The 15567-nt window shown below is 65.1% G+C and carries 11 protein-coding genes and 2 pseudogenes; 4 read left to right on the plus strand and 9 right to left on the minus strand.

Annotated features, from left to right (window positions below; all coding sequences use genetic code 11):
* Window positions 1-57: 57 nt before the first annotated feature.
* From cysC to mfd, 6 genes and pseudogenes are all read right to left on the minus strand, one after another.
* Entirely contained in the window at window positions 58-1965 is a 1908-nt protein-coding gene (gene cysC / locus Q0627_RS03090) for an adenylyl-sulfate kinase (RefSeq protein ID WP_298807647.1), read from the minus strand.
* On the minus strand, window positions 1965-2933 hold the full coding sequence (cysD, locus tag Q0627_RS03095) for a sulfate adenylyltransferase subunit CysD (protein WP_291017318.1): 969 nt from the start codon (window positions 2931-2933) through the stop codon (window positions 1965-1967). The genes cysC and cysD overlap by 1 nt, the downstream gene beginning before the upstream one ends.
* The gene (locus Q0627_RS03100) at window positions 2930-3721 is read right to left on the minus strand and encodes a trehalose 2-sulfotransferase (protein WP_298807649.1); all 792 of its coding nucleotides are present in this window, start codon (window positions 3719-3721) and stop codon (window positions 2930-2932) included. The genes cysD and Q0627_RS03100 overlap by 4 nt, the downstream gene beginning before the upstream one ends.
* 124 nt (window positions 3722-3845) lie before the next feature.
* Window positions 3846-5558, minus strand: coding sequence for a sulfatase (locus Q0627_RS03105; RefSeq protein ID WP_298807650.1), 1713 nt, complete (start codon window positions 5556-5558; stop codon window positions 3846-3848).
* Between the two features lie 374 nt (window positions 5559-5932).
* Window positions 5933-6574: pseudogene (locus tag Q0627_RS03110) on the minus strand (MazG nucleotide pyrophosphohydrolase domain-containing protein); the annotation flags it as partial.
* A 14-nt stretch (window positions 6575-6588) separates the two neighbouring features.
* Complete coding sequence (mfd, locus tag Q0627_RS03115; protein WP_298807651.1) at window positions 6589-10155, minus strand: transcription-repair coupling factor; 3567 nt, start codon at window positions 10153-10155, stop codon at window positions 6589-6591.
* A gap of 56 nt (window positions 10156-10211) precedes the next feature.
* On the opposite strand from mfd, the gene Q0627_RS03120 reads away from it, so the two are divergent.
* Window positions 10212-10727, plus strand: a complete 516-nt coding sequence (locus Q0627_RS03120; RefSeq protein WP_298807653.1) for a GNAT family N-acetyltransferase — start codon at window positions 10212-10214, stop codon at window positions 10725-10727.
* A gap of 3 nt (window positions 10728-10730) precedes the next feature.
* On the opposite strand, the gene Q0627_RS03125 is transcribed toward Q0627_RS03120, so the two are convergent.
* Window positions 10731-11417: a TetR/AcrR family transcriptional regulator gene (locus tag Q0627_RS03125; protein ID WP_291012116.1), complete on the minus strand. Its 687-nt coding sequence runs from the start codon at window positions 11415-11417 to the stop codon at window positions 10731-10733.
* Window positions 11418-11432: 15 nt separating this feature from the next.
* On the opposite strand from Q0627_RS03125, the pseudogene Q0627_RS03130 reads away from it, so the two are divergent.
* A pseudogene (locus Q0627_RS03130) lies at window positions 11433-11794 on the plus strand (hypothetical protein); the annotation flags it as partial.
* Between the two features lie 62 nt (window positions 11795-11856).
* On the opposite strand, the gene Q0627_RS03135 reads toward Q0627_RS03130, so the two are convergent.
* Window positions 11857-12828, minus strand: a complete 972-nt coding sequence (locus Q0627_RS03135) for an L-lactate dehydrogenase (RefSeq protein WP_298807656.1) — start codon at window positions 12826-12828, stop codon at window positions 11857-11859.
* 238 nt (window positions 12829-13066) lie between these two features.
* Here Q0627_RS03135 and Q0627_RS03140 point away from each other — a divergent pair, with 238 nt between their 5' ends.
* Window positions 13067-13465 carry a helix-turn-helix domain-containing protein gene (locus Q0627_RS03140; RefSeq protein WP_291016200.1) on the plus strand — a complete coding sequence of 133 codons (399 nt, stop codon included), beginning with the start codon at window positions 13067-13069 and terminating at the stop codon, window positions 13463-13465.
* A gap of 33 nt (window positions 13466-13498) precedes the next feature.
* Window positions 13499-14500, plus strand: coding sequence for a DUF3039 domain-containing protein (locus Q0627_RS03145; RefSeq protein ID WP_298807660.1), 1002 nt, complete (start codon window positions 13499-13501; stop codon window positions 14498-14500).
* Here the strand turns inward: Q0627_RS03145 and Q0627_RS03150 are convergent.
* Window positions 14427-15080 carry a TIGR02996 domain-containing protein gene (locus Q0627_RS03150; RefSeq protein WP_298807662.1) on the minus strand — a complete coding sequence of 218 codons (654 nt, stop codon included), beginning with the start codon at window positions 15078-15080 and terminating at the stop codon, window positions 14427-14429. The two genes, Q0627_RS03145 and Q0627_RS03150, sit on opposite strands and share 74 nt — an antisense overlap.
* Window positions 15081-15567 lie beyond the last annotated feature (487 nt).

Here is a 15567-nt window from a genome sequence, read left to right on the forward strand (position 1 = left end):
CAACCCGCAGGGCCACCCACCTACACGCCGGTGCGCACTAACTGAACGGTATTGACCCTAACCCCCGTCGAGAACACCCCGTTCCGTCAACGCACCGACGATCCGTTGCGCGAGGTCGTTGATGTCGGCGCCGGTGGTGTCGAATCTCAGGTCCGGATTCTCGGGCTTCTCGTACGGAGCGTCGACGCCGGTCAGACCGCGCAACGTCCCCTCGCGAGCACGTCTGTAGAGCCCCTTGGGATCTCGGCGTTCGCATTCGGAAACCGGTGTCGCCACATGCACTTCCACGAAGTCGAGGTCGGCGGCGTCATGGAGTTCGCGCGCGATCTCCCGGTCCGACCGCAGCGGCGAAACGAGCGAGGCGATCGCGATCACCCCGGAGTCGGCGAACAGTCGCGCCAGATGTCCTACGCGCCTGATGTTCTCGGCGCGGTCACCGGGTGAGAAGCCGAGGTCGTCGGAGATGCCGTGACGGATATTGTCACCGTCGAGCAGATACGCGACCCGGCCTTGCGTGACCAGGAGCCGCTCCAGCGCGACCGCCAGCGTGGATTTGCCGGAGGCCGGCAGCCCCGTGAGCCATACCGTGGCTCCGCGCTGACCGGTCTTGCGCCACCGTTCATTCCGGGCCAGCGAACTCGGGTGCCATTTGATGTCGTTGCGAGTTGCCTTACCGGGCACCACCTCCCGCGCGTCCTTGATGGTCCCCGCGGCCACCGTCTCATTCGACGCCTCGTCGATGAGGACGAATGCGCCGCCGTCGCGGTTCTCGGAGTACTTGTCCGCCAGCACCACCGACGACGTACGCAAGGTGACGGTGCCGATGTCGTTGAGTTCCAGCGAACTCGGACCCACCTGCTCGATGAGGCTGTCCGGATCCAGACGCCGGTCGAGTGACTGTACCGTGGCTCGCACCGTCGTCGTACCGTGTTTGAGCGCCACGCGGTCTCCGGCGTGCAGCGGCTTCTCGGCCAGCCAGCACACCGTGGCCTCCAGTTCACGGGCCACGACCGGCAGGTGTGCGTCCTCGGCGGCACTGACGATCACGTCACCGCGACCCACATCGATGTCGTCGGCGAGTTGCACCGACACCGACAGTCCCGCAACGCCTGTCGTGCGCGCGGCGTCGAGCGTGTCGAGCGCGGTGACGATACTGCGGCTACCGGACGGCAGGACCGCGATCTCGTCGCCCACCGCAATGGTGCCGGCGACGACGCGGCCGCTGTAGACACGCCGATGCGCAGCGCTGGGTCGCGACGCGTACTGCACCGGCAGCCGCAATTCCCGGGCCTGCGGCGACGGAGCCGAAAGTTCTATGCTTTCAAGGAATTCCAGTAGCGTCGGACCGGTGTACCAGGGTGTCGACGGCGAACGGTGCACCACATTGTCGCCGCGGCGGGCAGCGACCGGTATCGCGGTGATCTCGTCGATGCCTACTTGCAGCGCCAACTCGTCCAGATCCGCCTTCACCGCGGCGAACCGTTCTCCGGAGAAATCCACCAGATCGATCTTGTTGACCGCGGCCACCACATGCTTGATGCCGACGAGCGAGGCGATCCGCGCATGCCTGCGGGTCTGTCGCTGCAGACCGTGCTGGGCGTCGACAAGCACCACCGCCACATGGGCATTCGATGCCCCGGTGAACGTATTGCGGGTGTACCGCTCGTGGCCGGGGGTGTCGGCGAGTACATAGCTGCGGGTGTCGGTGGAGAAGAACCGGTACGCGACGTCGATGGTGATGCCCTGTTCGCGTTCGGCCCGCAATCCGTCCGAGAGGGCGGCCAGGTCGAGTTGTCCGTCGTCACCGGTCACCGACTCGATGTGATCGGTGGGCAGTGAACCGGTGTCGTGCAGGATCCGGCCGATCAGAGTGGATTTGCCGTCGTCGACGCTGCCGACCGTCGCCAGCCGCAGGAACTGCCGGTTGGCCGCCGGATGCGGAACGGGCTGATCTGTCACGGTCATCAGAAGTATCCTTCGCGTTTACGGTCTTCCATTGCGGCACTGGAGGTTCGGTCGTCGGCCCGGGTTTCACCGCGTTCGGAGACCGTCGCCTCGGATACCTCGGCGATGATCTCGGGCAGGGTGGTTGCGGTGGAGCGGACCGCGCCGGTTATGGTCAGGTCGCCGACGGTGCGGTAGCGCACCCATTCGTTGTTCACGGTCTCCCCCGGCCGCGGATGAGTGAACGGCGAGACAGTCAGCAGAATCCCGTCGCGTTCGAAGACATCACGCTGCGAGGCGAAGTAGATCGGCGGCAGATCGATGTTCTCCAGTTCGATGTAGCGCCAGATGTCGAGCTCGGTCCAGTTCGACAGCGGGAACACCCGCACCGATTCGCCCTGCCGGATTCGGCCGTTGTAGATCGACCACGGCTCGGGACGCTGTGCGCGCGGATCCCACTGCCCGAATTCGTCACGGAAACTGAACACCCGCTCCTTGGCGCGGGCCCGGTCCTCGTCGCGGCGAGCACCGCCGAAAGCCGCGTCGAAACCGTACTTTTCGAGGGCGTCGAGCAGGGTGCGGGTCTGCAGCCTGTTCCGCGAACCCGACGGATCGGTGGACTCGGCGACGCGACCGGTGTCGATGGATTCCTGCACCGACGCGATGATCAGCCGGATACCGTCCGGTCGCGCCGTGGTCGGGGTGACCCGTTTGTCACGGAACGCGATCACCTCGCTGAAATTGTGGCCGGTGTCCACATGCAGGATCGGGAACGGCAGTGGGTGCGGCCGGAATGCCTTCTCCGCCAGGTGCAGCAGCACGATCGAGTCCTTGCCGCCGGAGAACAGCAGTACGGGACGTTCGAGTTCGGCCACCACCTCGCGAATGATGTGCACCGCCTCGGCCTCCAGAACCCGCAGTGCGGGAACGTGTTCGACGTCCTCGGCGAGGGCGGGCTCGGGTACGGACGGGGCGGTCTCGACGGTCATAGCGGGTATCCGTTTCGTTCGGCGTCGGCTCGGTAGCGCGTGACCCATTCCTTGGAACGCGCATTGGACTGAGGTTTGAGCGGTGCCGGCGGGGCGAGTGCCGGATCAAGGTTCAGCGCCTGCAACACCTGCGCGGTGGTTCCGGTGGGATCCTTGGTGAGTTGCCCGAACTCGATATCGATCACCGGGATGTCCTCGGCCGCAAACCATTCCCGCCAACGGCGTTCCTGGTCGGCGAGGATACGGGCCAGGTGGGCGACGCCCTCGGCGTTGTAGACGGCCTTGTCATCGAGGTGGGAGTTGCCGTCGTCGCGCCATACCCGCGTCTGCACGGCCCGCCACATCGACACCGCCTGGCTCGCGAGGTTGTCGCGGTGCACGTGCACGAACAGCGGGTCGGCGCCGCCGAACAACCACCGGATCGCGCCCCGCAGCGATCCGTCGCCCACCCGGGAGCGTCCGACCAGCAGTGGTGTCTGATTCCACATCAGTTTGCCGCCCCACACGCCGTTGCCGGTGGCACCGGCTGCCAGTACGGCGGCCCGCCACTGCTCGCTGGTGCGGGTATCGACTGTGCCCGGCACGTTCTCGTCGAGGAGCCCGATGATGTCCGGGTCGTCGACACCGGCGAACCACTCACGGGGCTGCGGTGACAGCGACGACGTCGGGAAGTACTGGAAGAACTCCTGGGGGCTGCCGGCAACGCCGGTCGCGGCAAGGGATTCCACCAGCAGCGTGCTGCCGCTGCGCTGGCTCGCGCACACCAGGTACGCATTGTTCGCGTTCACAGCGCCGAAGCCTATTGCTCTGGAACAGACTCGCAACCACCGAAATTGCGCGCCTGCGGAACCTAATTCTTTACAATTTTCGACCCATGTGCTGTGGAGGGCAGGCGGTCTCGTGGCCCGGCGGTCAATGTGTGCCCACCGAATCGTGATCACGCCGCGCCGACGACGACGGTTCGGTGGTGATCTCACCGTCGAGTTCGCGGCGCGAACCGAGCGGACGGCGGGACGGCAAAGCCTCCTCACCTGGTTCTTTATCCACCGAGCGGGCCATCCACGCGCGCATGAACTCGGCGGCGATCTCGGTGCCCACCGCGGTCCCGGGCAACGTGTCACCGGTCCGTGAACGCCACTGCGCCAGCCTTCCGGCCAGTTCCGCCTCTATGTCGGCGTAGGCGGGGTTGCCGGCGAGGTTGTTTCGCTCACGCGGATCGAAACGCAGGTCGTACAGTTCGCGTTGCGCGCGGGGAACAATTGTGGATTGCGGGTCCAGCGACCGAGCCGACTGACTATCGGCGATATCGAGCGGCAACAACAATTGCGGACGCGGCGCCAGGTTCTCGATGTAGCTGTATTCCTTGGTCCGGATCGCCCGGATCGGATCGAACGCGTCGTGATAGGTCTTCTCGGTGAAGACTGCGGTGCGGATCGGGGTGGGTGCGTCAGGATTCTCGTCTCGCCGGACCCTTCGAGACGCTCGCTCCTTCGTCGCATCGCCCTCAGGGATCAAGATGTCTCCACCGTCTCGCCCGCGTGCTGGTTGAGGTGTGACGTCGCCCCGCGACCGAGCCTCGAAACCTGGTGAGACGACATTGTCCGCTCGCGAGGTTTCGAGGCTCGTCGCTTGCGCTCGTCGTACTTCAACCGACAAAGGGGGCACATCAACCGACAAGGAGGGCACATCAACCGACAACGCCGAGGGTTTCAGCAATTCGGTTGCGTGGGAGAGACCGTCGACGTCGGCGGGGACGGGGAGACCGAGCAGGTCGAGAAGCGTCGGGGTGAGGTCGACTCCGGAGAACAGGCCGTCGTAGACGCTGCCGGGATGTCCGAAGCTACGCGGAGGGCGGATGATGAACGAGATTCCGGTGCCCTCGGCGTACAGCGTCGACTTGGCGCGGGGAAAGGCGAGACCATGGTCGGTGGCGAATACGATCCACGTGTTGTCGGCAAGGCCCGCATTGTCCACGGATTCGAGCAGACGCCCCACTGCCGCATCGGCTTTGGCGATGGAGCCGTGCAGCCCGGCGAGATCCGAACGCACGTCTGCGGTGTCGGGCAGAAAGTCCGGTACGCCGATGGCATCGGGATCGGCGTGCGAGTACTCGTCCTCCGGGTAGGGCCGATGCGTTTCAAAGAATCCCGCCGTGAGGAAGAACGGCTGATCGCCGACGCCCACCTCGTCGATCCATTCGGCGGCGCGCTCGACGACATAGTCGCATCGCGAATCGGAAACGTCGATGGTGTCGAACCCAAGGCTGGTCGGGTCGGTACTTTCGTGCTGCATACCGAACAGCACCGTCCGGTATCCGTGATCGGACAACCGCGATGGCAACGTCCGCACGCCCGGCCGGTAGGCGAACCCATGGTGGGCGAGGCCGACAAGCCCGTTACGGTGCGGATATTGCCCGGTGAACAGCGAACCCCGCGCCGGTGAGCACAGCGGCGCCGTCGCGTGTGCCGCCGTCAGCAGCACCCCGTCGGCGGCCAGCTGATCGAGTACCGGACTCTCGACTCCGACCGCGCCATAACAGGTCAGATGCCGACCGAGATCGTGCCAGTGCACGAAGATCACATTCGCCGCACCGCGTCCGCAATTCACCTGAGTGTTGTTCGCCATATACGCCATGATGCCCGGACAGACGCCATCCCACGCACCCTGAACGATCCCAGGAACGCTACAATCGCACACCACACCCAAGAATCAGGATGATCGAAAGTACCGCAGGTTCCTGCTGAACAACCTCGAGAGCGTCACCCAGCACGCCCCTTGACCCCTGAGAACGAAGCGACAAACAAAAGCGCCCCAACTGACACGACTCCGGCAGCCGGTGCACCATCTTGATCCCTGAGGCCAATGCGACGAAGGAGCGAGGGTCGCGAAGGGTCCGGTGACCTTTCGGCACCTGACGCATCCACATCAGAGTGGCCCCACGGACCCGAGTGAACCATGGTCAAGGTCACTGCGCCCGAGCATGCCTGATCAGGGTGACGTCATTCGAGATATCGCTGCCACGCTCCGCGGCTGTCGAGCAGTACGCCATCGACTGCTGCCCGGGCCTCAGCCGCACGAACACGCTCCATGAACGCCAAGGTGCGCGACCGGGCCAGGGCTTCGGCGCTGTCGCCGCCCGGCTCGACGGTGACAGTGAGGATGCCGGCGTCGATGCGGTCGGCGGGAAAGCCTGCGGCGTCGAGACGTTCGAGGACCTTTTGGGTGAGGGCGAGGGCGGGCTGGCTCAAGGCGATGCCGTCGAATACCGAATCACGTTTCTTCTCAGCAGCTTTGAGTTCTTCCCATTCGCGGATCTGGGTGTCGAGGTCGGCGTGTGCACCGTCGAGGATGCCCTTGGTGCGGCCCGATACCTTGGCGGTGAAGGAGCGGGCGACGTCGTCGATGTCGAAGGAGGCGCTGCTACGGTCGGCGGCGATGCGGGCGTGAAAGAGCACCTGTAGCAACAGGTCTCCGAGTTCTTCGAGGAGATCGGCCGGGTTGTCGGCGTCGATGGCGTCGAGCAACTCGTAGGTTTCCTCGATCAGGTAGCGTCGCAACGACGCATGCGTCTGGGTACTCTCCCACGGACCGTTGCGCCGCAACGTATCCATCAGTGCGACGGCCTCCAACAGCGCTTCGCCGGAACGCTTCTCGGTCATGCCGCGAGCGGTCGCATCGTGATGAGGAACTTGGTGAGGTAGTCGATGAGCGCGTCGTCGCGCAACCGCGCCGATCCCACTCCCCCGGTCCTCGGCAACGGCAGCGTGATCACCGACGTCGTCGCCCGGTAGGTGGCCGAGGAGTAGATGCGTTTGAGGCGGACCTGTTCGCTGTCGAGGAGGGTGAGCGGGGAGATCTTGACCGACGTGCCCACCACCCCGAGTTCGGCGACTCCCCGTTCGCGGCACCGCAGTCGCAGTCGGGCGATCGCCGCCAGACGCTGTGTCTCCTCGGGCGGTTCGCCGTAGCGGTCGGTGAGTTCGGCGAGAATCCCGGTCACGGCGTCGTCATCGGTCGCCGCGGCCAGTTTGCGGTAGGCCTCCAACCGCAGGCGGTCCGAATCGACGTACTCGACGGGGATGTGTGCGTCGACCGGCAGATCGATCCGCACCTCGACGGTCTCCTCGGTCTGTACGGTCTGCCCGTCGGCGGCCGCCCGGTACGCTTCTACCGCCTCACCGACGAGCCGCACGTACAGATCGAAACCGACACCCGCCACGTGCCCGGACTGTTCGGCACCGAGAACGTTTCCGGCGCCACGCAACTCGAGGTCCTTGAGCGCGACGGCCATACCGGCACCGAGTTCGTTGTTCTGCGCGATCGTCGCCAACCGGTCGTAAGCCGTTTCGGTGAGCGGCTTTTCGGGACTGTACAGCAGATACGCGTAGCCGCGTTCCCGGCTACGGCCCACGCGTCCACGCAGCTGATGCAGCTGCGACAGGCCCAGGTTCTCGGCCCTGTCGACGATCAGCGTGTTGGCGTTGGAGATGTCGAGACCGGTCTCGATAATCGTCGTACACACGAGCACGTCGAAGTCGCGGTTCCAGAATCCGGCGACCGTCTTCTCCAGCTGGTCCTCGTTCATCTGACCATGCGCCACAACCACTTTGGCCTCAGGAATCATTGCCGCGATCTCTTTGGCGGTCTTGTCGATGGTGGAGACCCGATTATGTACGTAGAACACCTGACCGTCGCGCAGCAGTTCACGGCGAATCGCCGCGGTCACCTGTTTGGCAGCGTACGCACCGACATAGGTGAGCACCGGATGCCGTTCCTCCGGCGGAGTCAGGATCGTCGACATCTCCCGGATACCGGCCATCGACATCTCCAAGGTGCGCGGGATCGGGGTGGCCGACATCGTGAGCACATCCACGTGGGTGCGCAACGATTTGATGTGTTCCTTGTGTTCGACGCCGAACCGTTGTTCCTCGTCGACGATCACCAGCCCGAGGTCCTTCCACACGAGTCCGGTCTGCAGCAGGCGATGGGTGCCGACGACGATATCGACCTCACCCGAAGCCATTTCGTCGATGATCTGTTTGGATTCCTTGGCGTCGGTGAACCGGGAAAGCCCTTTGACACGCACCGGGAAACCGGTCATCCGCTCACTGAACGTTTGCAGATGCTGTTGCGCCAGAATGGTTGTGGGCACCAGCACGGCCACCTGCTTACCGTCCTGCACCGCCTTGAACGCCGCCCGCACCGCGATCTCGGTCTTGCCGTAACCTACGTCGCCGACGACCACCCGGTCCATCGGAACAGGCCGTTCCATATCGGATTTGACCTCGGCGATCACCGTCATCTGGTCGACGGTTTCGGTGAAGTCGAACGCGTCCTCCATTTCCCGCTGCCACGGGGTATCAGGGCTGAACGCGAAACCGGGTGCGGCGTGGCGGGCCGCGTACAACTGCACCAGCTCACCGGCGATCTCCCGAACGGCCTTGCGCGCTTTACGTTTGGTGTTCTGCCAATCGGAACCGCCGAGCTTGGACAGCGACGGCTGCTCGCCGCCCACGTACCGGGACAATTGATCGAGGGCGTCCATCGGCACGAACAGCCGATCGCCGGGCTGACCGCGTTTACCGGCCGCGTATTCGATGACCAGGTATTCGCGGCGCGCCCCCGACACCGTGCGTTCGATCATCTCCACGAACTTGCCGATGCCGTGCTGGTCGTGCACCACCAGATCACCGGCGGTCAGGGCCAGCGGATCAACCTGGTTGCGGCGCTTGGCCGGTAGCTTACGGCCGTCGCGTACGCCGGCGACGCGCGTTCCGGTGAGGTCGGTTTCGGTGACGATCACCAGCCGCGCCCCCGGGCACACCAGTCCGCCGCGGAGAGTGCCGTGGAATACCGACACCTGGCCCGGTTCCGGTGTCGCACCGGATTCGGCCAGGCCAGACGGTACCTCGGCGTCGGCGAGGCGTTCACACACGCGTTGCGCGGTTCCCTTGCCCGCCACCACGATTGCCGCAGTGCCACCGTCGGTGACATGTGCGCGCAGCATCGCGAAGGTCTTCTTGATCTCCGGTTCCTCACCATGCGGTGCGGGACCGGCGGTCAGCTCCAGTTCCACCTCGTCACCGGAGCCCGACGACAGCGGGCTGATCGTCCACCACGGCTTGTCGGCACGCAGGGTGGCCCGGCGCGCCGCCTCCAGCGAACGATAGGCGCTGGCCTCCAGATCGATCGCGGTGCCGCGGGTGTCGATCGGGGCGTCGGCGCCGATCGCCGCCGCCTGCCAGGAGGCTTCCAGGAACTCGGCGCCCGTCTCGGCCAGACCCGCTGCCCGCGTGCGGACCTTCTCCGGGTCGAGGATCAGTACGCGGGTCCCGTCGGGCACGACCTGGGTGAGCAGTTGCATCTCCCCGTCGACAAGCGCCGGGATCAGCGCCTCCATGCCGGCCACCGGGATGCCTTCGGACAGTTTGGTGAGCATCTCCCCGAGTTGCTGGTCGTCGCCCGACTCACCGGCGAGTTCGGCCGCCCGCACCCGGACTTCGGTGCTGAGCACCAACTCTCGGCACGGATGGATCCGTACGGCGGAGGTGTCGATCTCGGGCTGACTGCGCTGGTCGGCGACCGAGAAGGCGCGGATCTCGCTGATCTCGTCGCCCCAGAACTCGACCCGCACCGGATAATCGGCCGTGGTCGGGAACACGTCGAGAATGCCTCCGCGGACAGCGAATTCGCCGCGGCGACCTACCATGTCGACACGTTCGTAGGCCATCTCGACGAGCTGGGCGAGCAGGCCGTCGAAGTCGATCTCGATGCCCTCGGTGAGGGTGATGGAGCGAGCCTCCCCCAGACCGGGCGCCATCGGCTGCACCAGCGAGCGGACCGTCGTCACCACCACCCGCAGCGGATCACCCTCGGGGTGGGCGAGCCGGTGCAGGACCGCCAGCCGGCGGCCGACGGTGTCCGCGCTCGGGGACAGTCGCTCGTGCGGCAGCGTCTCCCATGACGGGAACTGCACCACGGCATTCGGATCGCCGAGCAGTTCGGCCAGTTCGGCGGTCAAATCGTCGGCCTCACGACCGTTGGCCGACACCACCAGCAGCGGCGCCGCATCCTGTTCGGCGAAGGCGGCGACGACGAACGGCCGCGCCGCATCCGGTGCGGTGATGTTCAATTCGGGTTCGGTGCGCCGATCCACGAGCCCGGCGAACGCCTTGTCGTTACATGTGACGGCGGCTAATCCATGTAGGGCAGGCGTAGACACCCGGTTGAGTCTAGTGTCCCGTGCGGTACCGGGCCCGAGCGACTACAACTTTGGGCATGAGTATCGTCGTCCGGCCCGCCGGGATCGCTGACTGCCCACAGATCGCCGACATCTACCGGCACTACGTCGAGCACACCGTCGCCACCTTCGACACCACCGCACCGGCCCTGGACGTGTGGGAACAGAAATTCACCGCGATCACCACCGCGGGCCGCCCGTTCCTCGTCGCCGTCGACAGCGACGAACGGGACGAGGTCGCCGGATTCGCCTACCTCGGTACCTTCCGCAATATGCCCGCCTACGGTCAGACCAGGGAGGACACGATCTACCTGCGACCCGGACTCGGCGGCAAAGGCATCGGCTCGGCCCTGATGAGCAGGATGCTTGCCGACGCCGAACACACCGACGTCCGGCAGATCATCGCCGTCATCGCCGCGACGGGCGGCGAGGCCTCGATCGCGCTGCATCTCAAACACGGCTTCACCCACGCCGGACGGCTGCGTGCCACCGGCTACAAGGCCGGCCAGTGGGTCGACACCGTCTACCTGCAATACAGCGTCGGCGCCCAGTAGCGATCAGTCGTCGGCGACCGTGTCGGACGAACGTTTGCCCGACGCATCGGTGGAGATCAGGCGCGGGTTGGGGTTGAGGCGGGCCAAACCGTTCCAGCACAGGTTGACCAGGTGCGCGGCCACCACCTCCTTCGACGGTTCACGCACGTCGAGCCACCACTGCGCAGTCACCGACACCATCCCCACCAGCGCCTGCGCGTACATCGGAGCGAGTGCGGGATCGAAGCCACGCCGATCGAACTCGCCGGCCAGGATGTGCTCGACCTGGCTGATCGCATCGTTGAGCAGACTGGAGAACCCGCCGGTACTGGTGCTCTCACCACGCATCAGGATGCGGAACCCGTCGGTGCGTTCCTCCATATAGGTAAGCAACGCCAATGCCACCGACTGAATGCGGTGCAACGAGCTGTTGCGTGAGAGCGACGCGGTGACCATCTCGAGCAGAGTTTCCATTTCGCGGTCCACCACCACCGCGTAGAGACCCTCCTTGCCACCGAAATGCTCGTAGACGATGGGTTTGGACACGCTGGCGCGCTGCGCGATCTCCTCGATGGAGGTGCCCTCGAAGCCGCGCTCGGCGAACAACCCCCGCGCTACCTCGATCAGCTGGGCGCGACGCTGCGGAGCCGTCATCCGCGTACGCGGAGCCCGCACAGCGGCATCGGACTTGGTCGGTCGACTCACAGCCATGCGCCCCACACTATCGCGGCCACCATCCTGTGGGATTCGTGGGCCGACGGCGACATCGTCGCCGACGCCTCGTCGGGACAGTACCTCGAACGCGACGACGCCGGCGTATTCGACTATCACAGCTCACAATTCGACATCACCGGCCGATTCGCAGTACCCCGGTCACCGCAGGCCGACCGGTGATCTTCCAGGCCGGCGAGAGCACCCGCCATCACCGCGACCCCCGCGACATCGCGAACGAATGGCGCCGGATCGCCGAAGCCGGCAACCTCACCACCCGCGGACTCATCATCAAGGTCACCGGCCGTCAATCATTCGTCGGCTCGGCGTCGACCATCGCCGCCGCCATCGACAAACACGTCCAGGACGACGCCGCACAAGCAGCGAGGTGGGGTGTGGCACGACCGAGAACCGGTCCTGACCTACCGCGGAGCAAGCGCTACAGGCCGAATCCGGCCTGCATCTCGCGCAACGTCTGCGCGGAGGCGAGTAGGCCGGCGCGCTCGTCGTCGGACAGTTTGACGTCGAGGCGCCGACCACAACCGGAGCGGCCGACCACCGCCGGCAACGACAGGCACACGTCATCGAGGCCGGCGAACCCTTCGGCGACCGTGGACACCGGCAGGATGCGGTGCTCGTCCTTGAGGATCGCCTCGACGATGCGGGTAGCTGCTAGCCCGATCGCGTAATTGGTGGCACCCTTGCCTTCGATGATCTTGTACGCGGCGTGCACCACGTCGTGGTGGATGGATCGGCGTGCCGCCTCATCGAGCGGCTGATAGCCGGGCAGCGCCTCCCATTCGAGCAGCGGCACCGCGCCGATCGTCGCCGACGTCCACAACGGGATCTCGCTGTCACCGTGCTCGCCGGCGATATAGGCGTGCACATTCTGCGGTGCCACACCGGTGTACTGGGACAGCAGGAACCGCAGCCGCGAAGAGTCGAGCACCGTCCCCGAGCCGAACAGCTGATTACGTGGCAGCCCGCTGAATTTCAGCGCCGCGTAGGTGACGATATCGACGGGATTGGTAACCATCACATAGATCGCGTCGGGGGCCACATCCAGCAGGCCCGGCAGGATCTTCTTGGTCAATCCGATTGTTGCCTCGGCCAATTCGAGCCGCGACTGGCCCGGCTTCTGTTTGGCTCCCGCGGTGAACACCACCACATCGGCACCCGCGCACACCGCCACGTCGTCGTCGCCGATGATGTCGGCGCGTGGCACGAACTCCAGACCGTGCGACAGGTCGAGCACCTCCGCGGTCACCTTGGCCTTGTTGATGTCGAGCAACGCCACGGTGCGAGCCACGCCACGGATCAGCGACGAGTAGGCGACGGCGGTGCCGACCGCGCCCGCCCCCACGATAGCGATCTTGGTCGACGTCGACCTGGTCTGCCGGTTTTCCGTCATTCGAGCCGTCCCCGTCGATACCTGTGCGTCCGCCTCCAGTGTGGAGCCCAGGCCCCACACATCCCCGATCACACGGCAAGTTCGGGTCTTTGGTCCTACACCGTCACGCCGGACCCGTCCGGCGACTGTAGTGATGATCGTCATCGAGGTTCTCAGTTGCCACCCTCGCCACCGAAGGGTAGTTTCATCTGTGACATCTAAGTCATGTATATCATCTAGGTATGAAAGGATCAGACGCATGAAGACCATCCGCACCGATAGAATCCCCACCGAGCAGATCGATGCGCTCGGTGAGTTCGCGGCCTCCGGTGTCGGTCCTGAGATGCGTGATCTCCTGCAAAGCGTGATCGACTGTGTGCGTGCCGGCGACGACCTCGCCGCAGTCTCCCCAACCACGACACTTAGCCCGAGCCAAGCCGCCGCACGGCTCGGAATGAGCCGCACCCATCTCTACAAGCTCCTCGACCAAGGCGAAATCATGTCCCACCGCGTCGGCCGAGACCGCCGCATCGCGCTGGGCGACCTCATCGCCTTCGAAGAACGCCGCCAACGTGACCGCCGCGAACTCGCCGAACGCTTCGCCTCCCAGAGCACGACTCGTGGAGGCGCGATCGACGAACTCGCCGACTTGCTGTAAGTAGGTAGGCGGCTACTGCTGGGGCATCATGGCATGGTGCATCTCCGCAGAGCCCGTCCCACGATCCGCCTGCTGCGTGATGACCTCAGTTCCGACTGGGAGTCGCCTCACCCGAAGCGGTGTTTACAGACTGACGACCTGACGCCGTTGCACCCACTGTCGGAGTTGCCACACCCCATTCTTGCCAAAGCAGTTGCGTCGTTTGGTGACGACCCGGCTGACGACAACCACGACGGCCCGATCGCCTCCAGCACGAATCTGCCGTTGCTGAAAATCAGGGCGGGCCAATGGCGAGGTGGTGTGTGGCACGACCGCGAGCTGGATGTATGTTGGCTCCTCGTCGCAGGATTGGCCAAAGGTGAACACGGGGATCACGACGACTTTTATCAGAACGTTGCGCGGAACAGTTCCGACCCATCGCGATGGATGCCCACTGACACCGACGTTCGCCTTCTGAAGCGAGAACGGGCAGCGGCGCTTCTGACCGAATGGGAACTGGTGGTTCAGCAACGTGTCGCAGGTGCGCTCCGGCAGGTACTCACGGGCGGGCAAACTCGATTCGAACTCCCGCATCCCGCCGCCCAATTGGGGATGATGGCCAACGTCACGGTCGCCGTCGCTGAAGTCCGGGAGGGCGACTATCAGGCAGACGAGATCGTCGTCGACATCGTCCCAGAACCGCGTCACGCCGGAAGCGAACTGTTCTGGCTGGCGATTGTGCGAGTGCTGACCACAATCAATCCACCTCAGCAGAGCTGGGATCGGTACAAGGACTCCTACAGCAATATCGCCGAACCCGGCCACTGGTCCAGTCGAGTCAACGAACTCGCGGATCTGGTGGAACGCGGCACCCTCGCGGAATCCATACCGGGACAAGTAGCCCACGACTCCCACCGCGAGCACATCGCTGGCAGCGTCGTGAAAGGCACCGCGATGAGAGCCCTCTGCGGAGTGTTCTTTGTCAATACGCAGACACCCGACGGCCTCCCCGAGTGCCCGGAATGCACCGAGCGATGGCGCCGGTTACCGCGGTAAGTGATGATCGGAGAGTCGTTGGTCGCGCGAGTCCAAGTGACGTGGCTCGACCTGGCGACCAGCGGTCGAGGTGGCCGCGCTGGGCGAGGGCGATGGCGTCGTCGTCACCCAGTTCCAGATGGGTCGCCGTCAGTGAGCGGATCTGGGCCAGCCATGGCGCGGTCAGCGCGGCGGTGTAGGGCCCGGGGCCTGTCAGGCTGAGGTGCTCGATCGGCGTCAGGCGCGGCAGCGGGCAGTCCTTATCGGCGACTACCGTGGCACTGGCCCCGACCGCGGCGACGAATCCACGATTGAAGTCCCAGGCCGGGAAGACATTGCCAGTGCCTCCCCATGGCCGGGTGTATGGCGCCACTTCGCGGGCCCAGGTCGCACCGTGGCACGTCAGCAGGATGCGCTCGCGCTCGCCGGGGTTGCGGACGAGCGCACCGACCGCCTCCTCGCGGCGGAACCGCTCGATCTGGATGCGGATCAACTCGGCCCGCGCGGGGTCGATGGCGGCCACCGTGTCGGCATAGGCCAGGCGCGGGGCGTCGTCCGCCGGATCCGCACAGACCGCCCTGATCAGCTCGTCGAGACTCATAGTCAGGTCGCCCGGCGGCGAGGAGGAGGAACCCCGTACTCGTTGTTGCGTAGATCGGGGTCGTCGGGCTCCCAACGCTGCCACCACGTGACGTAATCGGCGGCAGCGGAGCTGCACTCCTCGCCGAACTGGCATGCTTCGCAGTAAAAGTCGCGTGTGGTGACTTCACCGGCAGTGTGCTTGCTGCCGCGGACTCGATCGCTATCGCACCGTGGACAGTGACGCTTCACCGTGACTGTGGATGTCGTCTGCGCATGACGCCATCATCACAAAAGCGATCTTGGCTGTCATCCGATTGACTCTGGCCGCTTAACGCACAATCCCCCGTCAGATTGTTGGAGTGCCTGGCCATGGTCGATTTTCGGAGGTCCTCGCGTGCCATATCGTCACCGGAACGACACGCTGTCCTGAAAACCGGCGCTGAACTGGCCTTATGGTTGCTCCCCCACCAGGACTCGAACCTAGAATGCCTGAACCAAAATCAGAA

This window comes from uncultured Gordonia sp. (assembly GCF_937858515.1).
Classification (GTDB): Bacteria; Actinomycetota; Actinomycetes; order Mycobacteriales; family Mycobacteriaceae; genus Gordonia.